Genomic DNA, 26,627 nt, shown 5'->3' on the forward strand with positions numbered 1-26,627 from the left:
AAGGAAAATGGCAGGGGCGGCTGGATTCGAACCAACGCATGGCAGGATCAAAACCTGCTGCCTTACCGCTTGGCGACGCCCCTGTATCTGTTGCAACGAGTACCCAGTACTCGGTTCCTTTTAGAGCAGACTTTGCAGCTTGCGATGCAACATCGAAACGTTGCTTCCTTTCGCTACAAACCCTGTAAGGGTCTCTGTAAGAAGGGCCGAGACTTTATCAGCTTCAGCTTTGTTTGGGAAGCCCCCAAACACACAACTTCCAGTGCCGGTTAATTTTGCTTCGGTAAATTTACCTAACAAATTCAAAGCGTTACGTACTTCTGGATAACGCCTTGCTACAACCGGTAAGCAGTCATTTCGACTGTTTCCCTTGGGAACGGGGCGCACTTTAATGGGAGGAGAGTTACGTGTCAACAGTGGATCTGAAAAAATTTCTGCTGTACTTACAGATACTTGCGGGACAAGCACGACATACCAAGGCTCTTCGGGGTTTTCCGGGGTGAGTTTTTCTCCCACGCCCTCGGCAAAAGCCGCGTGCCCACGCACGAAAACCGGGACGTCGGCGCCCAGTGTCAGGCCCAGTGCGGCCAAGCGATCGAGGTCCCAGCCGAGCTTCCACAAGTGGTTAAGGCCCAGCAGTGTGGTCGCGGCATTCGAGCTGCCGCCACCGATGCCGCCGCCCATGGGCAGGATTTTATCGATCCAGATGTCGATGCCCAGGGCGCAACCGGATTGTGCCTGAAGTTTTTTCGCGGCCTTCACGATCAGGTTGCTGTCGTGGGGCACCCCTTCGAATTCGGTGTGCAGTCGGATCACGCCATCGTCGCGCACGGCGAATGTCAGTTCATCGCCGTAGTCGAGAAATTGAAACAGCGTCTGCAACTCGTGGTAGCCGTCTTCGCGGCGTCCCAGGATGTGCAGCATCAGATTGAGTTTGGCCGGGGAGGGCAGGGTCAGTTTCTCTACGGTCACGTTATTGCCCCAGCTTGCGTGGTTGCCAGTCCTTGATCACCAGCGTGATATCAAGGTCGGTGCCGTGCAGTTTGATCCGCTCGGGCAGCCAATAACCGCTCTGTTGCACGTAGCTCAGGTATTCGACCTGCCAGCCGTCCTGCTCCAGGGAGGCCAGGCGGCTGTCGCCATTGAGGCTCAGGCGGCTTTTGCTGTCGGGGGCGGGCAAGCCGCGTACCCACCAGACCAGGTGCGACACCGGCAGTTTCCAGCCGATCTGCTCTTCCAGCAGCGCCTCCGGGGAGACGGCTTCGTAGCGACCCTGGTTGGCCACTTCGAGGCTGACTTGCCCCGGTCGGCCGGTCAGGCGGGCGGCGCCGCGCCCCAATGGGCCGGACAGGCGGATATCGTAGTAGTCCTGGCGTTGCAGCCAGAACAAGGTGCCGCTGCCGGAATCTTTCGGCGCGCGTACCCCGACTTTTCCTTCGATCTGCCAGCCATCGATGCTGCTGAGCTGGGCCTTGTGCTGTTTCCATTGCGCCGGGTTGCCCTGGCCCTCAACGGACTCGCGGGCACCGAAGCCCGCGCAACCGGCGAGCAAGGCGATGAAGCTGAAAACGATAAAGTGGCGCAAGAACATAAACTTAAAGGGTCTCGGAACCGGTCAGGCGCTTGATGGTGCCGCGCAGGATGGGGCTTTCGGGTTGTTCCTTGAGGAACTTCTCCCAGATTTGTCGGGCTTCGCGCTGTTTGCCATTGGCCCAGAGCACTTCGCCCAGGTGGGCGGCGACTTCTTGGTCGGGGAAGCGCTCCAGCGCCTGGCGCAGCAGGCGCTCAGCCTCGTCCAGGTTGCCCAGGCGGTAGTTCACCCAGCCCAGGCTGTCGAGTACGGCCGGGTCTTCCGGGTTGAGCTTGTGGGCCTGTTCGATCAGCACCTTGGCTTCGGCGTAACGCGTGGTGCGGTCGGACAGGGTGTAGCCCAGGGCATTGAGCGCCATGGCGTTGTCCGGGTCGCGCTTGATGATCAGGCGCAGGTCTTTTTCCATCTGCGCCAGGTCATTGCGTTTTTCCGCCTGCATCGCACGGGTGTAGAGCAGGTTCAGGTCGTCGGGGTATTGCAGCAAGGCTTGTTGCAAGACTTTCCAGGCGCGCTCGGCCTGATTGTTGGCCGACAAGGTTTCGGCCTGGATCAGGTACAGCTGGATCGCGTAGTCCGGTTCCGCCTCGCGCGCCGCGACCAAGCGTTTTTCCGCCTCGTCGGTGCGACCGTTGCTCATCAGAATGTCGGCCTGGCGCAACTGGGCGGGCAGGTAGTCGTTGCCGGGGCCGACCTTGGCGTATTCGAGCAGGGCGGCCTGGGGGTCGTTGTTTTCTTCGGCGATGCGGCCGAGGTTCAGGTGCGCCGAGTCCACATGGCTTTCGCGCTCGATCAACTCTTCCAGATAGCCCTTGGCCTCGTCCCAGGCCTTGGCTTCCAGGCACACCAGCGCCAGGGAGTAGCGTAATTCGTCATCGTCCGGGTATTGCTGGACCAGGTTGGCGAACTGCACTTTGGCGTCCTCCATGCGGTCCTGCTCCACCAGCGTGCGCGCGTAAGTCAGGCGCAGGCGCTTGTCTTCCGGGTACTTCTTGATGCTTTTTTCCAGCAGCGGAATCGCTTCCTTGCCGCGATTGAGGTTCTGCAACAGGCGTGCGCGCAGCAGGATCGGCGCGATCTCGCCTTCTTCCGGCGGGTTCTGTTCCAGCAGCTTCAGCGCGGCTTCGGCTTCGTCGTCCTGTTGCAGCAGCAAGGCCTTGCCGAACACGAGCTGGCTGTTCTTCGGGTGTTTTTGCAGCAGGCGGTCGAAACTCTTCATCAGCCCGTTGCGCGTGTCCTGGTCGGTATCGGCCGCCGACAGCGCAAGAAAGTCGAAATGCGTGTCGCCCTTGCCCTGCAGGACTTTCTCCATATAGGTCATGGAGTCGTCGTAGCGCCCCGAGCGCGCCAATTGAATGGCTGCCGCCCGTTGTGCTTCCAGGTCGTGCGGCGCGTTTTTCGCCCAGATCAGCGAGGTGTCCAGCGCAGCCTGGTCGGCCCCCAGGTACTCGGCGATGCGAAACGCCCGCTCCGAGATGCCCGGATCTTGCGTATTGATGGCCTGGGTCACGTAATTATCCAGCGCAATATCGAAACGATTGCGCTGGCCGGCCAGTTCTGCGGTCAGCAGGCTGTACACCGTATCTTCAGTGAACGAGGAGTAAACCTTGGGCTTTTCAGGGGCTGGGGTGCTCTCTTCCACCGGCGGTGTACCGTCGGTCGACACGGGGGCCATGGCCTGGCAGCCGTTGAGGAAGACAAAAGCGAGGAGCAACGCGGAGGATCTATTCATATAGGAAGAGGACGACTAACCTGCGGTCGGATCATCATGACACAAGCCTTCGGCCAAACATAACCGAGTCTCAGTGGATGCCTTTATAGGCACAACGTATAGGGACAATAGACGACGGTGGTTGTTCTGAATCTATCGAAGTAGGACAATTGTCGGCTTCCCGACATCATCAGCGATATTGAATGGCCTTCCTCGCACTCGGTATTAACCACAAGACTGCCTCCGTAGACGTGCGCGAGCGCGTGGCGTTTACGCCTGAGCAGTTGGTTGAGGCCTTGCAGCAGCTCTGCCGACTCACCGACAGCCGCGAAGCTGCGATCCTTTCCACCTGCAATCGCAGCGAGCTTTATATAGAGCAGGAGCATCTTTCAGCGGATGTCGTGCTGCGCTGGCTGGCCGATTACCACCATTTGGACTTCAATGACCTGCGCGCGAGCGCTTATGTGCATGAGGACGATGCGGCAGTTCGTCACATGATGCGTGTGGCGTCCGGTCTCGATTCGCTGGTCCTGGGCGAGCCGCAGATCCTCGGCCAGATGAAATCCGCCTACGCCGTGGCGCGTGAGGCTGGCACCGTGGGGCCGCTGCTGGGGCGCCTGTTCCAGGCCACGTTCAATTCCGCCAAGCAGGTACGCACCGACACCGCCATCGGGGAGAACCCGGTGTCCGTGGCGTTTGCCGCCGTCAGCCTGGCCAAACAGATTTTCAGCGACTTGCAGCGCAGCCAGGCCTTGCTGATCGGTGCCGGCGAGACCATCACCCTGGTCGCCCGTCACCTGCACGACCTCGGCGTGAAGCGTATCGTGGTGGCCAACCGCACCCTGGAGCGTGCCAGCATCCTCGCCGAACAGTTCGGCGCCCACGCCGTGCTGCTGGCCGATATCCCGGCCGAGCTGGTGCGCAGCGACATCGTCATCAGTTCCACCGCCAGCCAGTTGCCGATCCTGGGTAAAGGCGCGGTAGAAAGCGCGCTGAAGCTGCGCAAGCACAAGCCGATCTTCATGGTGGATATTGCCGTTCCCCGGGATATCGAGCCTGAAGTCGGCGAGTTGGACGACGTTTACCTGTATAGCGTCGACGATCTGCACGAAGTGGTCGCCGAAAACCTCAAGAGCCGTCAGGGCGCAGCCCAGGCCGCCGAGGAAATGGTCAGCGTCGGCGCCGAAGACTTCATGGTGCGCCTGCGCGAACTGGCGGCGGTGGACGTGCTCAAGGCGTATCGTCAGCAGGGCGAACGCCTGCGCGACGAGGAGTTGAGCAAGGCCCAGCGCTTATTGGCCAATGGCGGCAACGCCGAAGACGTGCTGATGCAACTGGCCCGCGGCTTGACCAACAAGTTGCTGCACGCTCCCAGCGTACAACTGAAAAAACTCACTGCCGAAGGCCGCCTCGATGCGCTGGCCATGGCGCAGGAACTCTTTGCCCTCGGTGAGGGCGCGTCAGATAGCTCTTCGGATAAAAAACCGTAATGAAAGCGTCACTGCTCAACAAACTGGACGTGCTCCAGGACCGTTTCGAAGAACTGACTGCGTTGCTCGGCGACGGCGAGGTCATCTCCGATCAGGCCAAGTTCCGCGCTTATTCCAAGGAATACGCCGAAGTTGAGCCTATTGTGCTCACCTATCAGAACCTGTTGAAAGTACAGGCCGACCTGGAGGGCGCCCAGGCCCTGCTCAAGGACAGCGACCCGGACATGCGTGAAATGGCCGTGGAAGAAGTCCGTGAAGCCAAAGACAAACTGGCCGAGCTCGAAGGCGACCTGCAACGCATGCTACTGCCCAAGGACCCCAACGACGGGCGCAACGTGTTCCTCGAAATCCGCGCCGGCACCGGCGGCGACGAGGCGGCGATTTTCTCCGGCGACCTGTTCCGCATGTACTCGCGTTATGCCGAGCGGCGTGGCTGGCGCGTCGAGATCCTGTCCGAGAACGAAGGCGAACACGGCGGCTATAAAGAAGTCATCGCCCGCGTCGAAGGCGACAACGTGTACGGCAAGCTGAAATTCGAGTCCGGCGCGCACCGCGTGCAACGGGTGCCGGCCACCGAATCCCAAGGCCGTATCCATACCTCGGCGTGTACCGTGGCGGTGTTGCCCGAGCCGGACGAGCAGGAAGCCATCGAGATCAACCCGGCGGACCTGCGCGTCGACACCTACCGTTCATCCGGTGCCGGTGGTCAGCACATCAACAAGACCGACTCGGCGATCCGCATCACGCACTTGCCGTCGGGCATCGTGGTTGAATGCCAGGAAGAGCGTTCGCAGCACAAGAACCGGGCGCGGGCCATGTCCTGGCTGTCGGCCAAATTGAATGACCAGCAGACCAGCGCCGCCGCCAACGCGATTGCCAGCGAGCGCAAACTGCTGGTGGGCTCGGGCGACCGTTCCGAGCGCATCCGCACCTACAACTTTGCCCAGGGCCGGGTCACCGACCACCGGGTCAACCTCACGCTCTACTCCCTGGACGAGATTCTCGCCGGTGGCATCGACGCGGTGATCGAGCCGTTGCTCGTCGAATACCAGGCCGACCAATTGGCGGCGATAGGTGAATAAATGACCATCATCGCCAGCCTGCTCCGCGCCGCCGACCTGCCCGACTCGCCCACCGCACGCCTGGACGTGGAGCTGTTGCTCGCGGCTGCCCTGGGCAAGTCCCGCAGCTACCTGCACACCTGGCCGGAAAAAATCGTCAGCAGCGAAGCCGCGCTGACCTTCGCCGATTACCTGCAACGCCGCCGCGCCGGTGAGCCGGTGGCCTACATCCTCGGCCAGCAAGGTTTCTGGAAGCTGGACCTGGAAGTCGCGCCCCACACGCTGATCCCGCGCCCGGACACCGAACTGCTGGTCGAGGCGGCCCTGGAATTGTTGCCCGCCACGCCGGCCAAGGTGCTCGACCTCGGCACCGGCAGCGGCGCCATCGCCCTGGCCCTGGCCAGCGAGCGCCCGGCCTGGCACGTCACCGCCGTCGACCGCGTACTCGAAGCCGTGGCCCTGGCCGAACGCAATCGCCAGCGCCTGAACCTGCACAATGCCACTGTGCTCAACAGTCATTGGTTCAGCGCGTTGCAAGGCCACACCTACGACCTGATCATCAGCAACCCGCCCTACATCGCCGCCAACGATCCGCACCTGGCGGCTGGCGACGTGCGTTTTGAGCCGGCCAGCGCGCTGGTGGCGGGCCATGATGGGTTGGACGACCTGCGGCTGATCATCGCCGAGGCGCCGGCCCACCTCAACGCGGGCGGTTGGTTGTTGCTGGAACACGGTTACGACCAGGCCGCGGCGGTGCGTGACCTGCTGCTGAGTCAGGGCTTTGAAGGCGTCCACAGCCGCATCGACCTCGGCGGCCACGAACGCATCAGCCTGGGGCGCCGGCCATGCTGAGCGACCAGGAGCTGTTGCGCTATAGCCGACAGATTCTGTTGAAACAGGTCGACATCGACGGCCAATTGCGCCTGAAAAACGGTCGCGCCTTGATCGTCGGCCTCGGCGGCCTGGGCGCGCCCGTGGCGCTGTACCTGGCGGCCGCCGGGGTCGGCGAGTTGCATCTGGCGGATTTCGACACCGTCGACCTGACCAACCTGCAACGCCAGATCATCCATGACACGGACAGTGTCGGCCTGAGCAAGGTCGATTCGGCCATCCGCCGTCTGACCGCGCTCAACCCCGAGGTCAAACTGCTCACCCATCGCACTGCGCTGGATGCCGACTCCCTGGCCGCGGCAGTGGCGGCGGTGGATGTGGTGCTCGACTGCTGCGACAATTTTTCCACCCGCGAAGCGGTCAACGCCGCCTGCGTGGCCGCCGGCAAGCCGTTGGTCAGCGGCGCGGCGATCCGCCTGGATGGGCAATTGTCGGTGTTTGACCCGCGGCGCGCCGACAGCCCGTGCTACCACTGTTTATACGGGCACGGCAGCGACACCGAACTGACCTGCAGCGAAGCCGGCGTGGTTGGCCCGCTGGTCGGTCTGGTCGGCAGCCTGCAGGCCCTGGAAGCATTGAAGTTGCTCGCCGGTTTCGGTGAGCCTCTGGTCGGACGCTTGTTGCTGATCGATGCCCTGACCACGCGTTTCCGTGAGTTGCGCGTCAAGCGCGATCCCGGTTGCAGTGTGTGTGGGACGCAGCATGGTTAAGGATGCACCGATCGGTGTGTTCGACTCCGGTATCGGCGGGTTGACGGTGCTCGAGGAAATCCAGCAACTGTTGCCCCATGAGTCGCTGCTGTACGTCGCCGATTGCGGGTACATCCCCTACGGCGAGAAAACGCCGGCCTTTATTTGTGAGCGTTTACACCGGGTTGCGGCGTTTTTCCGCGAGCGCGGCGCCAAAGCCTTGGTGATTGCCTGCAACACAGCGACCGTTGCTGCCGTGGCCGACTTGCGCAAGAGCTACCCCGACTGGCCGCTGGTGGGGATGGAACCCGCCGTCAAACCCGCTACCGCTGCGACCCGCAGTGGCGTGGTCGGCGTACTCGCCACCACCGGCACCCTGCAAAGCGCCAAGTTCGCCGCGTTGCTCGACCGTTTCGCCACCGATGTGCGGGTGATCACCCGGCCGTGCCCAGGCCTGGTGGAACTGATTGAAACCGGCGACCTGGGCAGCCCGGCCCTGCGCCAGTTGTTGCAAAGCTATGTCGAACCGTTGCTCAGCGCCGGCTGCGACACCATCATCCTCGGTTGCACCCACTACCCCTTCCTCAAGCCGCTCCTGGCGCAGATGCTGCCCCCCGGCATCAGCCTGATCGACACCGGCGCCGCCGTGGCCCGCCAACTCAAGCGCCTGCTCGGCGAACGCGATCTGCTGGCCGCCGGCACTCCGGGCCCTGCCCAGTTCTGGACCAGCGGCGATGTGTGTCATCTAAGAAATATCCTACCGACACTATGGAAACATCCCGGAGTTGTGAGAAGCTTCGGCTCGTGAAAATTTCGTCAAAATTCGCCGTTAGACGCTGAATTTCTGGCAGTAAGTCGGCTTCTATAAGCGAGATTTCCCTGTGTAAAAACCTATAACTTCGTTCGGAAAGGATGTTTCTTATGAAGCGCTTGTTCTGTTTGGCCGCGATTGCGGCCGTTGTGGTGGGACACTCTTTTTCGGCGCAGGCCGCCGGCCTTGAGTTTGGCCTGGGGGCCACCGGTGATTCGACGCTCACCTATCGATTGGGGCTGACGTCGGATTGGGATAAGAGCTGGATGCAGAGCGACGTCGGTCGCCTGACCGGCTATTGGAGTGGTGCATACACCTATTGGGAAGGTGATCACCGTGCAGGCGCGAGCAGCCTGTCGTTCTCCCCGGTATTTGTGTATGAGTTCGCCGGGGAATCGGTAAAGCCTTACATCGAGGCCGGGATCGGGGTGGCGGCATTCTCCCGCACGCGGTTGGAAGACAACAACCTCGGCCAGGCCTTCCAGTTCGAAGACCGGCTGGGCTTCGGTTTGCGCTTTAACGGCGGGCATGAAGTGGGCATTCGTGCCATGCACTACTCCAACGCCGGGCTCAGCGACCATAACGACGGCATCGAAAACTACTCGTTGCACTACACGATGCCGCTGTAACTTCAGAACCCTGCAAAACCCTGTGGGAGGGGGCTTGCCCCCGATAGCGCAGTGTCAGTCGCAGAATTTGCCAACTGACCCACTGCTATCGGGGGCAAGCCCCCTCCCACATTGAGATATTCGTCGGCCTGAGATCAGCGGTAAGCGGTCGCGAATCCGTTCGCGTTCGGTGGCATCAAAAACTACTCGTTACCCTGCAAAACCCTGTGGGAGGGGGCAAGCCCCCTCCCACATTGTGATATTCGTCGGCCTGAGATCAGCGGTAAGCGGTCGCGAATCCGTTCGCGTTCGGTGGCATCGAAAACTACTCGTTGCCCTGCAAAACCCTGTGGGAGGGGGCTTGCCCCCGATAGCGGAGTGTCAGTCGCAGAATTTGCCAACTGACCCACTGCTATCGGGGGCAAGCCCCCTCCCACATTGAGATATTTGTCGGCTTGAGATCAGCGGTAAGCGGTCGCGAATCCCTTCGCGTTCGGTGGCATCGAAAACTACTCGTTGCCCTGCAAAACCCTGTGGGAGGGGGCTTGCCCTCGATAGCGGAGTGTCAGTCGCAGAATTTGCCAACTGACCCACTGCTATCGGAGGCAAGCCCCCTCCCACATTGAGATATTCGTCGGCCTGAGATCAGCGGTAAGCGGTCGCAATCCCTTCGCGTTCGGTCAGGCATTCCGGCGCGCCCATCTCGAATTCCCGGCAGATCAGCGGCCGACGCGTATAAATCGTACACATCATCGTGTCCCGGTCCAGCGCCGCGCACCAGCCGTCGTCCAGGCGCAGCATGACTTCGCCGCCCCAATCGTCGGTGTCGATATAGCGCTCGGGCACGCCCGTGTCGGTGATCAGCATGACTTCCAGCTGGCAGCAGCAGGCCGCGCACGTCGAGCAGGTGACGGCGGGGGTGGTGATTTGGGTGTGGGGGATGTTGGTCATAGGCACGCAGTGTAAGGCAAGCGGGTGACACAGGTGTGAAAGGGCTGACAGACGTTAGCGTACCCGGCGCATTGGTTAAGCACTGAAACGCCCAAGCAACGGCGGGTTGATGGCTGCCGGCTTGGCCAGCAGCAACTGCGCGGTGCCGATGGTGCGCTCCATAAAGCCGCCTTCGCAGTAGCACAGGTAAAACTCCCACAACCGCAGGAAGTATTCGTCGTAGCCCAATTCCATGAGGCGGCCGTGAGCGCGGCGAAAGTTCTCATGCCACAAGCGCAGGGTTCGCGCGTAATGCAGGCCGAAATCTTCCATGTGCAGCAGGTTCATGTCGGTGTCGCGGCTGAGGATCTGCAGCATGTTCTGCACACAGGGCAGGGCGCCGCCGGGGAAGATATAGCGCTGGATGAAGTCGACGCTGTTCTTGGCCTGTTCAAAGCGTTGCTCACGGATGGTGATGGCTTGCAGCAGCATCAGCCCATCGCTCTTGAGCAGGCGCGCGCACTGTTTGAAGTAGGTCGGCAGGAAGCGATGGCCCACCGCTTCGATCATTTCGATGGACACCAGCTTGTCGTATTGGCCGCTCAGGTCGCGGTAGTCCTGCAACAGCAGCGTCACCTGGTCTTGCAGCCCCATGGCGGCGATGCGTTGCTGGGTGTAGACAAACTGTTCCCTGGACAAGGTCGTGGTGGTGACTTTGCAGCCATAGTGCCGCGCCGCGTACAACGCCATGCTGCCCCAACCGGTGCCGATCTCCAGCAGATGGTCGGTAGGTTTAAGCGCGAGTTTCTGGCAGATGCGTTCCAGCTTGTTCAGTTGCGCCTGTTCCAGGGTGTCTTCGGCGCTCAGGAACTGCGCCGCCGAATACATCATGGTCGGGTCGAGGAATTCTTCGAACAGGTCGTTGCCCAGGTCATAGTGGGCGGCGATGTTCTTCTGCGAACCCTTGCGCGTATTGCGGTTGAGCCAATGCAAGCCTTGGGTGAACGGCCGCGCCAGCTTGGCCAGGCCGCCCTCCAGCGCGTCGAGCACCTCCAGGTTGCTGACCATCACACGCACCACGGCGGTCAGGTCCGGGCTGCTCCAATAACCGTGGATAAACGCTTCGCCCGCACCGATCGAGCCGTTGGCCGCCACCAAGCCCCACACCGCCGAATCGAGGATCTGGATCTCGCCCAGCAGATGCGCTTCGCGGGCGCCGAACACTTGGCGTTCGCCGTCCTCGATCAGCACCAGTTGGCCGTGGCGCAATTGACTGAGTTGCCGCAGCACGGCTTTGCGCAGCAGTGCGGTGGTCACGCCGTTGACGTTCAGGCGGTTGGCCTTGACCGATAAGCTAGGGGATTTCATGGCGGCGATCCTTGGTGTACCCGACGGCGGTGCGAGAGGCGCCATCGGCGGCCTGATGGGGAAAAATCGGTGTGCGTTTGAGCAACAGGCGCAGGGCTTGCCAATAAATCGCCAGGCAGGTCTTGGCGGTCATCCACGGAAAGCGCCACAGATAGCGGTGCAGGCTGGCGCGGCTGAGGGCTTCGCGCTGCAGGCTCAAGGTGGCGTCGAAGACTTTCCGATCGCCCTGCCAGTCGGCCATGTGGACCCCAAGCCTGGCGGCGGGCGGGCTGAAGCTCATGCGGTATTCCAGGTCGGGCGGCAGGAACGGCGATACATGAAACGCCTTGGCCACGGCGAAGTGCTGATGCTCTGCGGCGCCCAGCGCCAGGGCCGGCAGCACGTAGTGATAGCGCTCGCGCCATGGGGTGTTGGTCACTTCACACAGGATCGCGGCCAATTGTCCGTCGGCCTCAAAGCAGTAGAAGAAACTCACCGGGTTAAACGCCAGGCCCCAACTGCGGGCCTGAGTCAGTAGGCAGATAGCGCCCTGGGGTGTACGCCCCAGCGCCTTGCCGACTTGCTGGCGCACGGCATCGCTCAGGCTCATGCCGTGACGGGTGAATTCACGCAGGTAGTCCTGCTGGCGAAAGCCGAAGGCGGCCAAGCGACCTGCGCCGGCCAGGGGCGACAGCCCGAGCACTGCGTCCTGTTCGCTCAAGTCCAGGTACAGCAAGCCGATGCGGTAGCGAAAGGCGTGGGCCTTGGGCGCAAACCGGCGATGGGCGATCCAGCCGCTGTACAAGGCGCTGTTCACAGGGCTTCTCCAAACGCCTGGGCCACGCGCAAGGCGCTGATCACGCCGTCTTCGTGGAAGCCGTTGGCCCAATAGGCGCCGCAATAATAGGTATGCTGCGCACCGTTCAACTCTTCCCAACGCGCTTGTGCGGCCACGGCCGCCAGGCTGTATTGCGGGTGGGCATAGGTGTAGCGGGCGAGGATCTTCAGCGGGTTGATCATCGATGTCTGGTTGAGGCTGACGCAAAAGGTCGTGGCGCTGTCGATGCCTTGCAGGATGTTCATGTCATAGGTCACCGCCGCCTGGCTCTGCGCATTGCCGCTGAGCCGGTAGTTCCAGCTGGCCCAGGCCAGTTTGCGGTCTGGCAGCAGGCGCGTGTCGGTGTGCAGCACCACGTCATTGTCGGCGTAGGGCAGGGCGCCGAGGATCTGCTGCTCGGCACTGCTCGGCTCGCCCAGTAGGCCCAGCGCCTGGTCGCTGTGGCAGGCGAACACCACTTTGTCGAAGGTTTCGGTGCCCGCGGCGCTGTGGATCGTCACGCCCTGTGCATCGCGCTCGACCCGATGCACGGGGCAATCGAGGCGAATCCGTTCACGAAAGCCGCGGGTCAGCGGTTCGATGTAGCGGCTTGAGCCGCCCTCGATCACGCACCATTGCGGGCGGTTGCTCACCGACAGCAAGCCGTGGTTCTTGAAGAAGCGCACAAAGAACTGCAAGGGGAAACCGAGCATGTCCGCCAGGGACATCGACCAGATCGCAGCGCCCATCGGCACGATGTAATGCCGGATGAATCGCGGGCCGTAGCCGCCGGCGTCGAGGTAGTCACCCAGGGTCATGTCGGCACTGATGCGTTGCGCTTGCAGGTCCGCCGGCGCCTCGCGGTTGAAGCGCAGAATATCGCGCAACATGCCCCAGAACCCCGGCGACAACAGATTGCGCCGCTGCGCAAACAGGCTGTTGAGGTTATTGCCGTTGTACTCGAACCCGCTGCGGCGGTCGCACACCGAAAAGCTCATCTCGGTGGGTTTGAACTTCACGCCGACCTGACCCAGCAGGCGGATGAAGTTGGGGTAGGTCCAGTCGTTGAATACGATAAAACCGGTGTCCACCGCATAGCTTTTACCCTCGACGGTGACGTTGACCGTGTGGGTATGCCCGCCGATGCGATCGCCCGCTTCGAACAGGGTGATGTCGTGGCGACGGCTGAGCAGGTAGGCGCTGGTCAGCCCGGCAATGCCGCTGCCGATAATCGCGATCTTCACAGGTCGTCCTTTTTTGGCGGCGGGCTGCGCAGCATGCGTTTGCCGATGATCAGTTGCGCGCGATTCGGCAGTTTCGACAACGGCCACAGGGTGGCGATGAACATCGCCGGGAAGGCGATTTCCAGTGGGCGTTTGTCCAGCTTGGCGAAGATATGCCGGGCCGCCTTGTCGGCAGACCAGGCCAGGGGCATCGGGAAGTCATTGCGCTCGGTCAGCGGGGTGTCGACAAAGCCCGGGCTGATCACGGTGACGTCAATGTTTTCCGGCGACAGGCTGATGCGCAGGGATTCGAACAGGTAGCGCAAACCGGCCTTGGACGCGCCATAGGCTTCGGCGCGCGGCATCGGCAGGTAGGTCACGGCGCTGGCCACGCCCACCAGATGCGGTGCGCGCCCGGCGCGCAACAGTGGCAGTGCGGCTTCGATGCAATAACTGCTGGCGAGCAGGTTGGTGCGTACCACGTGTTCGACGATCGACGCGTCGAATTGCTTGGCATCGACATATTCACAGGTGCCGGCATTGAGGATCACGGTGTCCAGCGACCCCCAGACCTGGGCGATGTGTTCGCCGATTTCGCGCACGGTCTGGCTGTTGGTCAAGTCGCCCGCCACGACCAGCACTTGGCCGGGAAAGCGTTGGGCGAGCGCTTGCAGCGGGCCTTTGGAGCGCGAGCTGAGGGCCACGTGGGCGCCGCTGTTGAGCAGCTCCACGGCGAGGGAGGCGCCGATGCCACTGCTGGCGCCGGTCAGCCAATAACGACGGGGCGGTGTGAGGTTCATCCGACTCTCCTTTTCAGCCAACTGATCACACGGCCGAACACCGGCAAGTGTTCGTAAAGCATTGCGCCGGCATCGAAATAATCCCGATGGCGGTACACCTTGTCGCGCCACATCAGGTGCGAGCAACCTTCCACTCGGATCACCTTGCCCTTGGCCAGGCGCGGGTGGCAAAAGCTCATTTTCCAGCGCAGGTAACCTTCGCCTTCGGCCACCTGGTCGAAGCCGTGGAAGTCGAAGCGCAACTGGCTGACATTACCGTACAACTGCGCGAAATAGTGGTGCAGCGGCGTGAGCCCGTGGACCTCGTGCAGCGGGTCGGTGAAGACGATGTCCTTGCTGTACAGGCTGTCGAGCAGGTGCAGGTTGTGCTTGTCCAGAGTGGCGAAGGCCTGGGCGAAGCGGCGCAGGAAGTCACTCATGTTCGGCTCCGACGGCCTGGCGCGACGGCAGGCTGCGGAATGCCGCCAATGCACGTTCGCGGGAGTGTTTCAGGTCGACGATCGAGCGCGGGTAGTCGGCCACGCCGAACAGGCCGCCAGCGGCCTGCGGGTCGTGTACGTCGTTTTTATTCAGCGTCGCCAGTTGCGGCAGCCAGTGCTTGATGAACACGCCGTCGCGGTCGAATTTCTGCGACTGGCTCAACGGGCTGAAAATCCGGAAATACGGCGCCGAATCAGTGCCGGTGGAGGCGCTCCACTGCCAGCCGCCATTGTTGGCTGCCAGGTCGCCGTCGATCAGGTGGCGCATGAAAAAGCGCTCGCCTTCGCGCCAGTCGATCAGCAGGTTCTTGGTCAGGAACATCGCCACCACCATGCGCAGGCGGTTGTGCATCCAGCCGGTTTCCAGCAGTTGGCGCATGGCCGCGTCGATGATCGGCAAACCGGTGCGCGCCTGCTGCCAGGCGGCGAGGTCGTTGGGCGCGTCGCGCCAGGCCACCGCCTCGGTTTCGGGGCGGAAGGCGCGGTGGCGGGACACCCGCGGGTAGCCCACCAGGATGTGCTTGTAGAACTCACGCCAGAGCAGTTCGTTGACCCAGGTGATCGTGCCGATATCGCCGCTTTCGAACTCGCCCTGGTTGCGCTGCAGCGCGGCATGCAGGCACTGGCGCGGCGAAACCACGCCCGCCGCGAGGTACGCCGACAGCTGGCTGGTGCCGGGCTTGGCCGGGAAGTCGCGCTCATCCTTGTAGTAGCTGATCTGCCGCGCGGCGAACGCGTCGAGGCGGCGGCGCGCTTCGTCTTCACCGGCGGGCCAGAGGGCGCGCAGCGTTTCGCTCGGCGTTTCGAAACCGTCGACCTGTTGCGGTACCGGGTCGCTGGTCAGCGCGAGGGCCGCTTGAGCCTTGGGCGTGGCCACCCGGCGCGGCAGGGCGCTGTGCAGGCGGGCGTAGCACACCTTGCGGAACTGGCTGAACACCTGGAAGTAGGTGCCGGTCTTGGTCAGTACGCTGCCGGGCTGGAAAAACAATTGGTCGAGGTAACGGTGGAAGCTCACGCCGTCGGCTTCCAAAGCCTTGGCCACCGCCGCATCGCGACGGCTTTCGTGGATGCCGTATTCCTCGTTGACGTGGACCGACTCGACCGATAGCTCACGGCACAGCTGGCCGAGTACGGCGGGCGCCTGGTCCCAGGTCGCGGCGCGGCGGATCAGCAAGGGAATATTCAGCGCGCCGAGGGCCTGGCTCAAGTGCTGCAGGTTGCGCAGCCAGAAGTCGACTTTGCACGGCGCATCATCGTGGGCCAGCCATTGCTGCGGGGTGATCAGGTACACGGCCGCCACCGGGCCGCGCTGGCTCGCGGCGGTCAGGGCGGTGTTGTCATGCAGGCGCAGGTCGGTGCGCAGCCAGATCAAGTGCATTTAAACAAGTCCCTGCTGGATCAGTATCTGGTGAGCCGACAACGGGTTTTCGGCGACGAACAATTCAGGGGTGTCGCCGGCTAATGCCGTCAGCTCGGCCTGGTGGATGCATACCGTTGGCCCGACGATCAACTTTGGGCAAGCGATGCCGCCCAGAAGTTTTGCGAGTGCCGACAAATGGAGCGCCTGGCTTGAATACAGCAGCACCGCGCGCGGTTGCAGGTGTTCCACGGCCAGCGCCAGTTCACCGGTCGGCAGCGGCCAGTCGAAGACTTCCACCGGGCAGTCGGCGCTGCTGGCCAGCCAGGCGCTGAGCCACAGGTGCGGTGCCAGGGGCAGGTCGGAATGATTCACCAGCAGCAGCGGTGCGCCGTGCAACTGGCGATTGTTGTGATAGATCCGCGCGCCGAACTTGCTGCGCAACCAGGACAGGAAGAACACTCGTTCCATCTGCGCGCCGAATTGGCCCTGCCAGCGTTGCTCCAGTTCGCGGAGCAGCGGCAGCAGCAGTTGTTCGCACAGGGTGCGCGGCGGGTAGAGCGCCATGGCCTGGTTGAAGGCATCGTCGACCCGGCGTTCGGCCAGCTCGCTGATGGCCTGCACCAGGGTCTGGCGCAGGGTGTGCCATTCGTTTTCGACGGCGTCGGGAGCGACGTGCGCGGAGTCGATCAGGTTTTTCACCTGGCTGACCGGCACGCCGCGATTGAGCCAGGTGAGGATGGTGTGGATGCGCTGCACATGGTCGCGGCTGAACAGCCGGTGGCCCTTGGGCGTGCGCTGCGGCACGATCAGGCCATAGCGGCGTTCCCAGGCGCGCAGGGTCACGGCGTTGACGCCGGTCTGGCGCGCCACTTCACGGATCGGCAGCCAGCCGTCTTCGAGGGCTTGGGCGATGTCTTCGCCGGGTTCGTCTTGCAAGGCTGCGGTCATGAGGTTTTTCATGGTTCAGATCGCATTGCGCAGGCTGAGATTTTCCGGGTGCGGCTGCAAGTAAGCCTGCTGCGCGATGTAGCGGTCCGGGTGGAGGCGAAAGTGGTGCTTGAGCAAGGTCAGCGGCACCACCAGCGGCACGATGCCTTGGTGGTATTGGCCGATCACGGTTTGCATTTCCTGTTTGTCGTCGGCGCTGATGGCCTGCTTGAGGTAACCGCTGATGTGTTGCAGCACATTGGTGTGCGTGCCGCGGGTGGCGCACTTTTTCAGGCCGCTCATCAGCGCGCTGAAATAGCAGCTGCCCAATGCGTCGAGGTCCTCGCCCTTGGCCATGCCGCCGAGCAGGTTGCCGAGGCTTTTGTAATGCGCCGGGCTGTGGGCCATCAGCAGGTATTTGTAGCGCGCGTGAAAGGCCAGCAGGCGATGGCGGCTCAGGCCTTCGCCGAGCAATTGTTGCCAGCTGGCGTAGACGAAGACGCGGGTCAGGAAGTTTTCCCGCAGCACCGGGTCATTCAGGCGGCCGTCTTCTTCCGCAGGCAGGTTGGGGTGGCGCGCGCAAAAGGCCTGGGCATAGATGCCACGCCCGCCGCCGTCCACCGGTGCGCCGTTTTCACGGTAGACCTTGACCCGTTCCAGGCCGCAGGACGGCGATTTCTGCATGAAGATATAGCCGCACAGGTCGCTGTGCTCGGCGGCCATTTTTTCGCCGTATTCACCCAGCGGCGCGGTGACGTTCAGCTCGCGATGCACGCTGCCGACGGCTTGAGGGGAGGCGGCATCGCCCACCAGGCGAATGGTCTCCCGGGGAATGCCCAGGCCGATCGCCACTTCCGGGCACAACGGCACAAAGTCGAAGTACGCAGCGAGCACCTCGCTGCAGAGTTGCGATTGCTTGTGGCCACCGTTGAAACGGACGTTCTCGCCCAGCAGGCAGGCGCTGATGCCAATCTTCGGCTTGAAGGACGGGGTGCTGGACATGGGCAAACCTCTGCAAGATTCCTGTACAAGCGTAAAAGTATGTACAGCTAAATCTCATCATAGGTTTGATGCTGTACAAGTCAAATGCTTTGTACAAGTATTTGTGCGAGGGCTATTTCCAGCCGATTCGCCAGTCCTCGGCGCTTTGCAGGGTTTGCCAGGGCAGGCGTTCTCCGCGCCGGGTCATGACGGCTTGCAGCTCGATGTCGAGCACGTTGCCTTCTTCATCACAAAACAGTTCGGTGACCAGGAAGTGTTTTTCCTTGTTGCGCGGGTGTGCTGCTGTCCACTTCGACAGCAGCAATTTAGCGGGGTTTATGCGGTTCATTACAGGTGCTCGATCAAGCGTCGCGCGGCTTCCTGGCCACTGAGCCAGGCGCCTTCCACGCGGCCCGACAGGCACCAGTCGCCACAGACGTACAAGCCCAGGTCGGCGTCGGCCAGCACGCCGAATTCATGGGCGCTGGACGGTCGTGCGTAGAGCCAGCGGTGCGCCAGGCTGAACGAAGGCGCGGGCATGGCGCTGTGCAGCAGTTCGGCGAAGGCGCCGTGCAGGTGTTCGATCACTGCTTCTTTGGGCAGGTCCAGATGTTCTTTGCTCCAGGCGCTGGTGGCGTGCAGCACCCAGGTGTCGAGGACGGTGTCGCGCCCCGGTTTGCTGCGGTTGCGGGCGAGCCAGTCGAGGGCGCTGTCTTGCACGAAGCAGCCTTCCATCGGGGTTTCCAGCGGCTTGTCGAAGGCCAGCGCGATGGCCCAGGTCGGGTCCATCTTCACGCCGGCGGCGGCACTTGCCAGCTTCGGTGCGGCGGCCAGCAGGGCGGTCGCTTGCGGGGCGGGCGTGGCGATGATGACGTGGCTGAACGGACCATGGTTGCCGCCGTCGGCGTCCAGCAGGTTCCAGTGCCGTTTGCCTTGGAACACTTCGGTGATACGGCAACTGAACTGCACCGGCAGGTCGTCGAGCAGGGCGCGGGTGATGGCGCTCATGCGCGGCGTGCCGACCCAGCGGATCTGTTCATCGGGGGAGGGCGTGAGTTCGCCGGACTTGAAGTTATACAGCTGCGGCTTCCATTGCTCGGCCCAGCCATTGCTTTGCCAGCGCTGCACTTCGTTGACGAAGCGGCGGTCGCGGGCGGTGAAGTACTGCGCGCCCATGTCCAGTGCGCCGGCGTCGCTGCGCTTGCTGGACATGCGGCCACCACTGCCGCGGCTTTTATCGAAGAGTTGTACAACATGCCCGGCGTCTCGTAACGCTCGGGCGGCGGAGAGACCGGCGATGCCGGTGCCGATGATCGCGATGGGGACAGTCATGGGAGGCCTCGTTTTACCGTTGGGTACAGACTACGCCGACACCAATAGCTGTACAATATTGTTTTTTGGTATAAGTTTTGGCGTACCTGATCGTTTGGCGTGACCTATGGTTAAAGCTGAGGCTTAAATCAATGTCACGCCCGATTGCAAATGATCCCTGCTTATAAAATAGACCAGTGATCGGTGGCGAACGTTACATGAGGAAGATCCCATGCATATTTTGCTGACCGGCGGTACCGGCCTGATCGGCCGTCAACTCTGCCAACATTGGCTGGCGCAAGGGCATCGCCTGACGGTGTGGAGCCGTCGCCCTGAACAGGTCGCCCGGTTATGTGGCGATGCGGTGCGCGGTGTCGCCAGCCTGCAAGAGGTTATCGGCCCGGTGGACGCGGTCATTAATCTGGCCGGCGCGCCGATCGCCGATCGCCCCTGGACGCATAAACGCAAGGCGCTGCTGTGGAGCAGCCGCATCAGTCTGACCGAAACCCTGCTGGTGTGGCTGGAAGGCCTGGCGGAGAAACCGGCGGTGTTGATTTCCGGTTCTGCCGTGGGCTGGTACGGCGACGGCGGCGAGCGCGAACTGACCGAAGCCAGCGGCCCGGTGCAGGACGATTTCCCCAGCCAGTTGTGCGTCGCCTGGGAAGAAACCGCCCAGCGCGCCGAAGCCCTGGGTATTCGCGTGGTGCTGGTGCGTACCGGGCTGGTGCTGGCGGCCGAGGGCGGCTTTTTGTCGCGGCTGTTGCTGCCGTTCAAGCTGGCACTGGGCGGGCCGATTGGGAATGGTCGGCAGTGGATGCCGTGGGTGCATATCCACGATCAAATCGCGCTGATAGATTTTCTTCTGCACCAGCACGACGCCCGCGGTCCCTATAATGCCTGCGCGCCGCACCCGGTGCGTAACCGCGAGTTTGCCAAGACGTTGGGCCAGGTGCTGCACCGCCCGGCGTTCATGCCCATGCCGGCCTTCGTGTTGAAGGTGGGGTTGGGCGAGTTGTCCGGTTTGTTGCTGGGCGGCCAGAAAGCTTTGCCCGAACGCCTGTTGGCGGCCGGTTTCACTTTCCAGTTCACTGAGTTGAAGGCGGCCTTGGACGACTTGTCCAGCCGCCTCTAGAGATAGGATGTTGCATGACGGATCACGCGTTGTTACTGGTCAACCTGGGGTCACCGGCGTCTACTTCGGTGGCCGATGTGCGCAGCTACCTCAATCAGTTCCTGATGGACCCTTACGTGATCGACCTGCCGTGGCCGGTGCGGCGCTTGCTGGTGTCGCTGATCCTGATCAAGCGTCCCGAACAGTCGGCCCATGCCTATGCCTCGATCTGGTGGGAGGAAGGCTCGCCGCTGGTGGTGCTCAGCCAGCGCCTGCAGCAGAAAATGATTGCGCAGTGGACCCAGGGTCCGGTGGAGCTGGCGATGCGTTATGGCGAGCCGTCCCTTGAAACGACCCTGACGCGCCTGGCCGCCCAGGGCGTTCAGAAAATCACCCTGGCGCCGTTGTACCCGCAGTTCGCCGACAGCACCGTGACCACGGTGATTGAAGAAGCTCAGCGGGTGGTGCGCGACAAGAAGCTCAAGGTGCAGTTCTCGATCCTGCAACCGTTCTATGATCAGCCGGAGTACCTCGATGCGCTGGCGGCGAGCGTGCGGCCTTACGTGGCGCAGGAGTACGACCACCTGCTCCTGAGTTTCCACGGCCTGCCCGAGCGCCATCTGACCAAGCTCGACCCTACCGGCGCGCATTGCTTCAAGGATGCCGATTGCTGCCGCAACGCTTCGCCGCAGGTGCTTGCCACGTGTTACCGCGCACAGTGCTTCAGCGTCGCCCGCAATTTTGCCGAACGCATGGGGCTGCCGGACGGCAAATGGTCGGTGGCATTCCAGTCGCGCCTGGGCCGGGCGAAGTGGATCGAACCCTACACCGAGGCACGCCTGGAAGCGTTGGCCCAGCAAGGCGTGAAAAAGCTGCTGGTGATGTGCCCGGCGTTCGTGGCCGACTGCATCGAGACGCTGGAAGAGATCGGCGACCGTGGCCGGGAGCAATTCCGCGCAGCGGGCGGCGAGGAGTTGGTGCTGGTGCCGTGCTTGAATGACAGCGAGCAGTGGGCGGTGGCGCTTAACACCCTGTGCGAGCGGGCCCCCGTGGCACTGTAATGTGGGAAGGGGCTTGCTCCCGATAGCGGTTTGCCAGTCACTGGGTGAGGTGACTGTTGTAGCGCTATCGGGGGCAAGCCCCCTCCCACAGGTTTGACCGTGTTACAGGTTGAGGGTCAGGCTGACCGTGAAGTTGCGCGGTTCACCGGGGCTGACCCAGTAGTTGCTGTAGGAGCGTTCGTAGTACTTTTCATCAAACAGGTTGTTAAGGTTCAGGCCCACGGTGACGTTGTCGGTGGCTTTGTAATGCGCCAGCAGGTCCACGGTGTGATAAGCGGGCAGTTCGAAACTGCCGCCGGCTTCACCGGAGCGATCACCGACATAGGTGAACGCCGCGCCCACGTCTGAACCGCGCAACGTGCCGTCCTGGAATTCATACACGCCCAACAGGCTGCCGCTGCGCTTGGCCACGCCGAGAATGCGGCTGCCGGTGGGGATGGCTTTATCGCCCTTGGTCACTTCGGCATCGATGTAGGCGAACGCGCCGATCACGCGCACCGCCTCGCTCAGTTGCCCGCTCAGTTGCAGGTCAAACCCTTGGCTGCGTGCCTTGCCCATGGCGCGTTGGGTGTCGGTGGCCGGGTCCACGGCCAGCACGTTTTCCTTCTCGATGTGGAACGCGGCGAGGGTGGCGCTGAGGCGCTCGTCGAACAGCTCGCTCTTGATCCCCACTTCATACCCCACGCCCTCTTCAGGCTTGAAGGATTGGCCGCCAGCGTCCAGGCCGTTGTTCGGCTTGAATGAGGTCGAGGCGTTGGCGAACACCCCGACTTCAGGTGTGAGCTGGTAGAGCAGGCCGGCGCGCTGGGTCAGGGCGTCGTGGGTCTGGCGGCTCTTGGCGTGATGACGGGTGAAGTCGTCGGTGTGTTGCTCGAAGTGCTCGAAGCGCGCGCCGAGCATGCCGCGCAGGCGTTCGGTGAAGACGATCTGGTCTTGCAGGTTCAGTGCCTGGCTTTTTACCTGTTCGGAGAAGTCAGTGCCGGAGCGCTCGCCATCGGGTTTGGGCTGGCCGTAGACCGGGTTGTAGATGTCGATCGCGTAGGGGCTGCCGGCGATGGCGGTCACGCGTTCCTTCTTGCGGTAGTCCTCGTACTCGGTGCCGATCAGCAACTCATGTTGCCAACGACCGATGTCGAACAGACCGCGCAGTTCCAGTTGGGTGATGCTGTCGTGCCAACCCATGGAGCGTTCGCGGTAGCGGCGGTTGACGGTGTGGCCGTCGCTGTTCAGCGCGCGGTTTTCCGAAGCGTCGCCCCCCAGGCTGCCTTGTTTGTAATGGCTGGCCAGGCGCAGGGCCCACGTGTCGTTGAGGTGATGTTCGAGGGTGGCCTGGAGGCGGTTGTTGTGGTTGTTGATGTCGCCGTCGTTGGGCTCGCCGAGGAAGGTGGAGCGCGACATGCCGCGCGGCGCGACGATGCCGCGGTCGAAGGTGGAGCGGTGGCGCACGAATTCGCTTTCCACCAGCAGGTGCGTGTCGGGGGCCAGTTGCCAACTGAAGGACGGCGCGACGAACACCCGCTTGGCGTCTACGTGATCGCGGAAACTATGGTTGTCTTCCACCGCCAGGTTGACCCGTGTCAGCAGTTGCCCTTCGCTGTCGAGCGGGGTGTTCACGTCCAGCGCGGTGCGATAGCGGTCCCAACTGCCGGCGCTGGTTTGCAGGGTGGTGAACGCGTCGGGCTGGGGTTTCTTGGTGACGATATTCACCGTGCCGCCGGGATCGCCGCGCCCGTACAGGCTGGCGGCGGGGCCTTTGAGCACTTCGATGCGTTCGAGATTGGCGGCGTCCGGCGTGCTCGGGTAACCGCGGTTGGCGCTGAAGCCGTCCTGGTAGAACTCCGACGTGGTGAAGCCGCGCACGCTGTATTCGTAGAGGGTGAGGCCGCCGAAGTTGTTCTGCTTGGAGACGCCGCCGGCAAATTCCAGGGCGCGTTCCACGTCGGTGCTGCCCAGGTCGTTGAGCACATTGGCGGGAATCACGCTGATGGATTGCGGGATGTCACGCAGCGCGGTGTCGGTCTTGGTTGCGCTGGCGGAGCGGGTGGCGCGATAGCCGTTGACCGGGCCGGTGGCGGATTCGTAGGCGTCGGTGGTGACGCTGATGGCGTCCAGTTCAATGCGGGTGTCTTCGGCGCAGGCGGGGTCCAGCAGCAAACCCAAGGCCAGGCCGGCCAAGGGGGGAAACGTGCGAGGCGACATGATAGAGCGTTCCAATGGCGATATTGAAACAATATAACATGTCATTATGTAAGCGGTTCGGTTCTGAAATATGTGCTTACAGGTGCTCGCGAACGGGCACCTGGAGGGCGCGGGTTATTCCTCTTCCGTCACCGGCGCGGGCGGTGGGCGCAGGCCGATTTCCGCCGTCAGGTTGAGCTCTTTACCGTTGCGCATCACCTGGATCGTGACCTTGTCGGTCGGTTTGATCCGCGCCACTTGGTTCATCGACTTGCGGCCATCACCGGCCGGTTCGCCGTCGATGCTGAGGATCACATCGCCCAGTTGCAGGCCGGCCTTTTGCGCCGGGCCGTCGCGGAAGATCCCGGCGACCACGATGCCCGGGCGCCCGGTCAGGCCAAACGACTCGGCCAGTTCCTTGCTCAGCGGCTGCACTTCGATCCCCAGCCAGCCACGGATCACCTGGCCGTGCTCGATGATCGACTTCATCACTTCCATCGCCAGCTTGACCGGGATCGCGAAACCGATGCCCTGGGAGCCGCCGGACTTGGAGAAAATCGCCGTGTTGATGCCGGTCAGGTTGCCGTTGGCATCCACCAGCGCGCCGCCGGAGTTGCCCGGGTTGATCGCGGCGTCGGTCTGGATGAAGTCTTCGTAGCTGTTGAGGCCCAACTGGTTACGCCCGGTGGCGCTGATGATGCCCATGGTGACCGTCTGGCCGACGCCGAACGGGTTGCCGATGGCCAGCGCGACATCGCCGACCCGCAACCCTTCGGAGCGGCCGATGGTGATCGCGGGCAGGTTTTTCAGGTCGATCTTCAATACCGCGAGGTCGGTTTCCGGGTCGCTGCCGACCACGCGGGCCAGGGTTTCGCGGCCGTCGCGCAGGGCTACCACAATCTGGTCGGCGCCGGTGGTCACGTGGTTGTTGGTGAGGATGTAGCCTTCCGGGCTCATGATCACCCCGGACCCCAGGCTGGATTCCATGCGTCGCTGCTTGGGGCTGTTGTCGCCGAAATAGCGGCGGAACTGCGGGTCTTCGAACAGCGGGTGCGCCGGCTTGTTGACGACCTTGGTGGTGTACAGGTTGACCACCGCAGGGGCGGCGATGACCACGGCGTCGGCGTAGGTCACCGGGCCTTGCACCATCGTATTGGTTTGCGGGGCCTGTTGCAGGTTCACATCAAGGCTCGGTAAGCCCACCCACTGGGGGTAACGCTGAATAATCATCATCGCGATCAGCACGCCAGCCAGCAATGGCCATCCAAAAAAACGCAGTGCCTTGAGCATCAAGTAAGTCCTGACAGGTTGCAGGGGGCGGGGGAGCGCCCATAATGTCGCGCATTATACGAGGCTGCGAGCGCCTCGGAACGGGATATTTAGGAGTCTTTTATGGCCGTTGCTTTGAGCACCCTCGTCGAGGAAGCGGACCGCTACCTTGGCAGCGCAAAAATTGCCGATTACTGCCCCAACGGCCTGCAGGTCGAGGGGCGCCCGCAGGTGATGCGTATCGTCAGCGGCGTCACCGCCAGCCAGGCATTGCTGGACGCCGCCGTCGAAGCCCAGGCCGACCTGGTGCTGGTCCACCACGGTTATTTCTGGAAGGGCGAGAACCCGTGCATCACCGGCATGAAGCAGCGCCGCCTGAAGACCCTGCTCAAGCACGACATCAGCCTGCTGGCCTACCACCTGCCGCTGGACCTGCACGCCGAGGTCGGCAACAACGTACAGCTTGCTCGGCAGTTGGACATCACCGTCGAAGGCCCGCTGGACCCGGCCGACCTCAAGATCGTCGGGCTGGTCGGCTCCCTCGCCGAGCCGCTGTCGCCGCGTGACTTCGCCCACCGCGTGCAGAGCGTGTTGGGGCGCGAGCCGCTGCTGATCGAAGGCAGCGAGATGATCCGCCGCGTCGGCTGGTGTACCGGCGGTGGCCAGGGTTACATCGACCAGGCGATTGCGGCCGGCGTCGACCTGTACCTGAGCGGCGAAGCCTCCGAACAGACCTTCCACAGCGCGCGCGAAAACGACATCAGCTTTATCGCCGCCGGCCATCACGCCACCGAGCGTTACGGTGTGCAGGCGTTGGGCGATTACCTGGCGCGGCGTTTCGCCCTGGAGCATTTGTTCATCGATTGTCCCAACCCGATCTAACGCACACCACCCTCCCACATTTGGGAGGGTTCGGCCGGCCATCACCGCCAAACCTCGGGGCATATCCATATACCGTTTCGATCTAGTCGGCGCCCTGAATAGAAGCAGGTGCTGTGCTAGCATGCCTCGCTCGAACACGGCCCGCTGGCCGTCCATAAGATCGTTTTTCCGTGAGTAGCCATGGTCGACAAACTGACGCATCTGAAACAGCTGGAGGCGGAAAGCATCCACATCATCCGCGAGGTCGCCGCCGAGTTCGACAACCCGGTGATGCTCTACTCGATCGGTAAAGACTCCGCCGTGATGCTGCACCTGGCACGCAAGGCGTTCTTCCCGGGCAAGCTGCCGTTCCCGGTGATGCACGTCGACACCCAGTGGAAATTCCAGGAGATGTACACGTTCCGCGACCGCATGGTTGAAGAACTGGGCCTGGACCTGATCACCCACGTCAACCCGGACGGTGTGGCGCAGGGCATCAACCCGTTCACCCACGGCAGCGCCAAGCACACCGACATCATGAAGACCGAAGGCCTCAAGCAGGCCCTGGACAAGTATGGTTTCGACGCAGCCTTCGGCGGTGCCCGTCGCGATGAAGAGAAATCCCGTGCCAAAGAGCGCGTGTACTCGTTCCGCGACAGCAAGCACCGCTGGGACCCGAAAAACCAGCGCCCGGAGCTGTGGAACGTCTACAACGGCAACGTCAACAAGGGCGAGTCGATCCGTGTGTTCCCGCTGTCCAACTGGACCGAACTGGACATCTGGCAGTACATCTACCTGGAAGGCATCCCGATCGTGCCGCTGTACTTCGCCGCCGAGCGCGATGTGATCGAGAAGAACGGCACGTTGATCATGATCGACGACGACCGCATCCTCGAGCACTTGTCCGACGAAGACAAAGCCCGCATCGTCAAAAAGAAAGTCCGTTTCCGTACCCTTGGCTGCTACCCGTTGACGGGCGCGGTGGAGTCCGAAGCGGAGACGCTGACGGACATCATTCAGGAAATGCTCCTGACGCGAACTTCCGAGCGCCAGGGCCGGGTCATCGACCACGATGGTGCCGGCTCGATGGAAGATAAAAAACGTCAAGGCTATTTCTAAGGGG

The 26,627-nt window shown here is 62.6% G+C and carries 26 protein-coding genes and 1 tRNA gene; 10 read left to right on the forward strand and 17 right to left on the reverse strand.

The features are described 5' to 3' along the window. Positions 1–8 precede the first annotated feature (8 nt). The 4 genes from PverR02_RS04020 to PverR02_RS04035 form a co-directional block, all read right to left on the reverse strand. Positions 9–83: transfer RNA gene (locus PverR02_RS04020), tRNA-Gln, on the reverse strand. Between the two features lie 37 nt (positions 84–120). Further along, on the reverse strand, positions 121–924 hold the full coding sequence (gene ispE / locus PverR02_RS04025) for a 4-(cytidine 5'-diphospho)-2-C-methyl-D-erythritol kinase (protein ID WP_186354582.1): 804 nt from the start codon (positions 922–924) through the stop codon (positions 121–123). 49 nt (positions 925–973) lie between these two features. Next, positions 974–1,591: a lipoprotein insertase outer membrane protein LolB gene (gene lolB, locus PverR02_RS04030; protein WP_046488043.1), complete on the reverse strand. Its 618-nt coding sequence runs from the start codon at positions 1,589–1,591 to the stop codon at positions 974–976. Positions 1,592–1,595: 4 nt separating this feature from the next. Then, positions 1,596–3,320: a tetratricopeptide repeat protein gene (locus tag PverR02_RS04035; protein WP_079442819.1), complete on the reverse strand. Its 1,725-nt coding sequence runs from the start codon at positions 3,318–3,320 to the stop codon at positions 1,596–1,598. A gap of 182 nt (positions 3,321–3,502) precedes the next feature. On the opposite strand from PverR02_RS04035, the gene hemA reads away from it, so the two are divergent. The 6 genes from hemA (at position 3,503) to PverR02_RS04065 (ending at position 8,870) form a co-directional block, all read left to right on the forward strand. Continuing rightward, on the forward strand, positions 3,503–4,789 hold the full coding sequence (hemA, locus tag PverR02_RS04040) for a glutamyl-tRNA reductase (protein WP_017844401.1): 1,287 nt from the start codon (positions 3,503–3,505) through the stop codon (positions 4,787–4,789). After that, positions 4,789–5,871 (forward strand): peptide chain release factor 1, encoded by a 1,083-nt coding sequence (prfA, locus tag PverR02_RS04045; RefSeq protein ID WP_017844400.1) that lies wholly within the window; start codon positions 4,789–4,791, stop codon positions 5,869–5,871. The genes hemA and prfA overlap by 1 nt, the downstream gene beginning before the upstream one ends. After that, entirely contained in the window at positions 5,872–6,702 is an 831-nt protein-coding gene (prmC, locus tag PverR02_RS04050; protein WP_017844399.1) for a peptide chain release factor N(5)-glutamine methyltransferase, read from the forward strand. Then, positions 6,696–7,451 (forward strand): molybdopterin-synthase adenylyltransferase MoeB, encoded by a 756-nt coding sequence (locus tag PverR02_RS04055; protein ID WP_079442820.1) that lies wholly within the window; start codon positions 6,696–6,698, stop codon positions 7,449–7,451. The genes prmC and PverR02_RS04055 overlap by 7 nt, the downstream gene beginning before the upstream one ends. Beyond that, complete coding sequence (gene murI / locus PverR02_RS04060; RefSeq protein ID WP_046384756.1) at positions 7,444–8,238, forward strand: glutamate racemase; 795 nt, start codon at positions 7,444–7,446, stop codon at positions 8,236–8,238. Before PverR02_RS04055 ends, murI begins: the two co-directional genes overlap by 8 nt. 113 nt (positions 8,239–8,351) lie before the next feature. Then, positions 8,352–8,870 carry an acyloxyacyl hydrolase gene (locus PverR02_RS04065; protein ID WP_046384755.1) on the forward strand — a complete coding sequence of 173 codons (519 nt, stop codon included), beginning with the start codon at positions 8,352–8,354 and terminating at the stop codon, positions 8,868–8,870. 624 nt (positions 8,871–9,494) lie between these two features. Here PverR02_RS04065 and PverR02_RS04070 read toward each other — a convergent pair. The 11 genes from PverR02_RS04070 to PverR02_RS04120 all read right to left on the reverse strand — a co-directional run bounded on the left by PverR02_RS04070 (position 9,495) and on the right by PverR02_RS04120 (position 19,045). Next, positions 9,495–9,800 carry a YkgJ family cysteine cluster protein gene (locus PverR02_RS04070; protein ID WP_026139835.1) on the reverse strand — a complete coding sequence of 102 codons (306 nt, stop codon included), beginning with the start codon at positions 9,798–9,800 and terminating at the stop codon, positions 9,495–9,497. 75 nt (positions 9,801–9,875) lie between these two features. Beyond that, positions 9,876–11,147, reverse strand: a complete 1,272-nt coding sequence (locus PverR02_RS04075) for an SAM-dependent methyltransferase (protein ID WP_079442821.1) — start codon at positions 11,145–11,147, stop codon at positions 9,876–9,878. Beyond that, positions 11,134–11,943 carry a DUF1365 domain-containing protein gene (locus PverR02_RS04080; RefSeq protein ID WP_079442822.1) on the reverse strand — a complete coding sequence of 270 codons (810 nt, stop codon included), beginning with the start codon at positions 11,941–11,943 and terminating at the stop codon, positions 11,134–11,136. Before PverR02_RS04080 ends, PverR02_RS04075 begins: the two co-directional genes overlap by 14 nt. Beyond that, positions 11,940–13,187 (reverse strand): NAD(P)/FAD-dependent oxidoreductase, encoded by a 1,248-nt coding sequence (locus tag PverR02_RS04085; protein WP_079442823.1) that lies wholly within the window; start codon positions 13,185–13,187, stop codon positions 11,940–11,942. Before PverR02_RS04085 ends, PverR02_RS04080 begins: the two co-directional genes overlap by 4 nt. Beyond that, on the reverse strand, positions 13,184–13,966 hold the full coding sequence (locus PverR02_RS04090) for an SDR family NAD(P)-dependent oxidoreductase (protein WP_046384752.1): 783 nt from the start codon (positions 13,964–13,966) through the stop codon (positions 13,184–13,186). Before PverR02_RS04090 ends, PverR02_RS04085 begins: the two co-directional genes overlap by 4 nt. Then, the gene (locus PverR02_RS04095; RefSeq protein WP_017845508.1) at positions 13,963–14,385 is read right to left on the reverse strand and encodes a nuclear transport factor 2 family protein; all 423 of its coding nucleotides are present in this window, start codon (positions 14,383–14,385) and stop codon (positions 13,963–13,965) included. Before PverR02_RS04095 ends, PverR02_RS04090 begins: the two co-directional genes overlap by 4 nt. Then, positions 14,378–15,823, reverse strand: coding sequence for a deoxyribodipyrimidine photo-lyase (gene phrB, locus PverR02_RS04100; RefSeq protein ID WP_079442824.1), 1,446 nt, complete (start codon positions 15,821–15,823; stop codon positions 14,378–14,380). The genes PverR02_RS04095 and phrB overlap by 8 nt, the downstream gene beginning before the upstream one ends. Further along, entirely contained in the window at positions 15,824–16,753 is a 930-nt protein-coding gene (locus PverR02_RS04105) for a MerR family transcriptional regulator (protein WP_079444984.1), read from the reverse strand. It lies immediately after the preceding gene. A gap of 15 nt (positions 16,754–16,768) precedes the next feature. Next, positions 16,769–17,734, reverse strand: coding sequence for a YbgA family protein (locus tag PverR02_RS04110; protein WP_079442825.1), 966 nt, complete (start codon positions 17,732–17,734; stop codon positions 16,769–16,771). Positions 17,735–17,846: 112 nt separating this feature from the next. Further along, complete coding sequence (locus tag PverR02_RS04115; protein WP_017845504.1) at positions 17,847–18,062, reverse strand: TIGR02450 family Trp-rich protein; 216 nt, start codon at positions 18,060–18,062, stop codon at positions 17,847–17,849. Further along, positions 18,062–19,045 carry an NAD(P)/FAD-dependent oxidoreductase gene (locus PverR02_RS04120; RefSeq protein ID WP_057005761.1) on the reverse strand — a complete coding sequence of 328 codons (984 nt, stop codon included), beginning with the start codon at positions 19,043–19,045 and terminating at the stop codon, positions 18,062–18,064. The genes PverR02_RS04115 and PverR02_RS04120 overlap by 1 nt, the downstream gene beginning before the upstream one ends. 211 nt (positions 19,046–19,256) lie before the next feature. Between PverR02_RS04120 and PverR02_RS04125 the strand changes: the two genes are divergently transcribed. Both PverR02_RS04125 and hemH read left to right on the forward strand, forming a co-directional pair. Next, positions 19,257–20,156, forward strand: coding sequence for a TIGR01777 family oxidoreductase (locus PverR02_RS04125; RefSeq protein ID WP_046384748.1), 900 nt, complete (start codon positions 19,257–19,259; stop codon positions 20,154–20,156). 14 nt (positions 20,157–20,170) lie between these two features. Continuing rightward, positions 20,171–21,196, forward strand: coding sequence for a ferrochelatase (gene hemH, locus PverR02_RS04130; RefSeq protein WP_079442826.1), 1,026 nt, complete (start codon positions 20,171–20,173; stop codon positions 21,194–21,196). A 102-nt stretch (positions 21,197–21,298) separates the two neighbouring features. Here hemH and PverR02_RS04135 read toward each other — a convergent pair whose 3' ends face one another. Then, complete coding sequence (locus PverR02_RS04135; RefSeq protein ID WP_079442827.1) at positions 21,299–23,395, reverse strand: TonB-dependent siderophore receptor; 2,097 nt, start codon at positions 23,393–23,395, stop codon at positions 21,299–21,301. Between the two features lie 114 nt (positions 23,396–23,509). Then, on the reverse strand, positions 23,510–24,664 hold the full coding sequence (gene algW / locus PverR02_RS04140) for a Do family serine endopeptidase AlgW (protein ID WP_017845499.1): 1,155 nt from the start codon (positions 24,662–24,664) through the stop codon (positions 23,510–23,512). 102 nt (positions 24,665–24,766) lie between these two features. Between algW and PverR02_RS04145 the strand changes: the two genes are divergently transcribed. After that, complete coding sequence (locus PverR02_RS04145; protein WP_017845498.1) at positions 24,767–25,525, forward strand: Nif3-like dinuclear metal center hexameric protein; 759 nt, start codon at positions 24,767–24,769, stop codon at positions 25,523–25,525. A gap of 180 nt (positions 25,526–25,705) precedes the next feature. Next, complete coding sequence (gene cysD, locus PverR02_RS04150; RefSeq protein ID WP_010565604.1) at positions 25,706–26,623, forward strand: sulfate adenylyltransferase subunit CysD; 918 nt, start codon at positions 25,706–25,708, stop codon at positions 26,621–26,623. The last annotated feature ends 4 nt before the right edge of the window (positions 26,624–26,627 follow it).

Source organism: Pseudomonas veronii (assembly GCF_002028325.1).
In the GTDB taxonomy this organism is placed as follows: domain Bacteria; phylum Pseudomonadota; class Gammaproteobacteria; order Pseudomonadales; family Pseudomonadaceae; genus Aquipseudomonas; species Aquipseudomonas veronii.

Excerpts from the sequence above, each read along its gene's own strand:
- ispE (WP_186354582.1), bottom strand. The coding sequence starts at position 924 with ATGCTGCACATCCTGGGACGCCGCGAAGACGGCTACCACGAGTTGCAG.
- lolB (WP_046488043.1), bottom strand. The coding sequence starts at position 1,591 with ATGTTCTTGCGCCACTTTATCGTTTTCAGCTTCATCGCCTTGCTCGCC.
- PverR02_RS04035 (WP_079442819.1), bottom strand. The coding sequence starts at position 3,320 with ATGAATAGATCCTCCGCGTTGCTCCTCGCTTTTGTCTTCCTCAACGGC.
- hemA (WP_017844401.1), top strand. The coding sequence starts at position 3,503 with ATGGCCTTCCTCGCACTCGGTATTAACCACAAGACTGCCTCCGTAGAC.
- prfA (WP_017844400.1), top strand. The coding sequence starts at position 4,789 with ATGAAAGCGTCACTGCTCAACAAACTGGACGTGCTCCAGGACCGTTTC.
- prmC (WP_017844399.1), top strand. The coding sequence starts at position 5,872 with ATGACCATCATCGCCAGCCTGCTCCGCGCCGCCGACCTGCCCGACTCG.
- PverR02_RS04055 (WP_079442820.1), top strand. The coding sequence starts at position 6,696 with ATGCTGAGCGACCAGGAGCTGTTGCGCTATAGCCGACAGATTCTGTTG.
- murI (WP_046384756.1), top strand. The coding sequence starts at position 7,444 with ATGGTTAAGGATGCACCGATCGGTGTGTTCGACTCCGGTATCGGCGGG.
- PverR02_RS04065 (WP_046384755.1), top strand. The coding sequence starts at position 8,352 with ATGAAGCGCTTGTTCTGTTTGGCCGCGATTGCGGCCGTTGTGGTGGGA.
- PverR02_RS04070 (WP_026139835.1), bottom strand. The coding sequence starts at position 9,800 with ATGACCAACATCCCCCACACCCAAATCACCACCCCCGCCGTCACCTGC.
- PverR02_RS04075 (WP_079442821.1), bottom strand. The coding sequence starts at position 11,147 with ATGAAATCCCCTAGCTTATCGGTCAAGGCCAACCGCCTGAACGTCAAC.
- PverR02_RS04090 (WP_046384752.1), bottom strand. The coding sequence starts at position 13,966 with ATGAACCTCACACCGCCCCGTCGTTATTGGCTGACCGGCGCCAGCAGT.
- PverR02_RS04095 (WP_017845508.1), bottom strand. The coding sequence starts at position 14,385 with ATGAGTGACTTCCTGCGCCGCTTCGCCCAGGCCTTCGCCACTCTGGAC.
- phrB (WP_079442824.1), bottom strand. The coding sequence starts at position 15,823 with ATGCACTTGATCTGGCTGCGCACCGACCTGCGCCTGCATGACAACACC.
- PverR02_RS04105 (WP_079444984.1), bottom strand. The coding sequence starts at position 16,753 with ATGACCGCAGCCTTGCAAGACGAACCCGGCGAAGACATCGCCCAAGCC.
- PverR02_RS04110 (WP_079442825.1), bottom strand. The coding sequence starts at position 17,734 with ATGTCCAGCACCCCGTCCTTCAAGCCGAAGATTGGCATCAGCGCCTGC.
- PverR02_RS04115 (WP_017845504.1), bottom strand. The coding sequence starts at position 18,062 with ATGAACCGCATAAACCCCGCTAAATTGCTGCTGTCGAAGTGGACAGCA.
- PverR02_RS04120 (WP_057005761.1), bottom strand. The coding sequence starts at position 19,045 with ATGACTGTCCCCATCGCGATCATCGGCACCGGCATCGCCGGTCTCTCC.
- PverR02_RS04125 (WP_046384748.1), top strand. The coding sequence starts at position 19,257 with ATGCATATTTTGCTGACCGGCGGTACCGGCCTGATCGGCCGTCAACTC.
- hemH (WP_079442826.1), top strand. The coding sequence starts at position 20,171 with ATGACGGATCACGCGTTGTTACTGGTCAACCTGGGGTCACCGGCGTCT.
- PverR02_RS04135 (WP_079442827.1), bottom strand. The coding sequence starts at position 23,395 with ATGTCGCCTCGCACGTTTCCCCCCTTGGCCGGCCTGGCCTTGGGTTTG.
- algW (WP_017845499.1), bottom strand. The coding sequence starts at position 24,664 with ATGCTCAAGGCACTGCGTTTTTTTGGATGGCCATTGCTGGCTGGCGTG.
- PverR02_RS04145 (WP_017845498.1), top strand. The coding sequence starts at position 24,767 with ATGGCCGTTGCTTTGAGCACCCTCGTCGAGGAAGCGGACCGCTACCTT.
- cysD (WP_010565604.1), top strand. The coding sequence starts at position 25,706 with ATGGTCGACAAACTGACGCATCTGAAACAGCTGGAGGCGGAAAGCATC.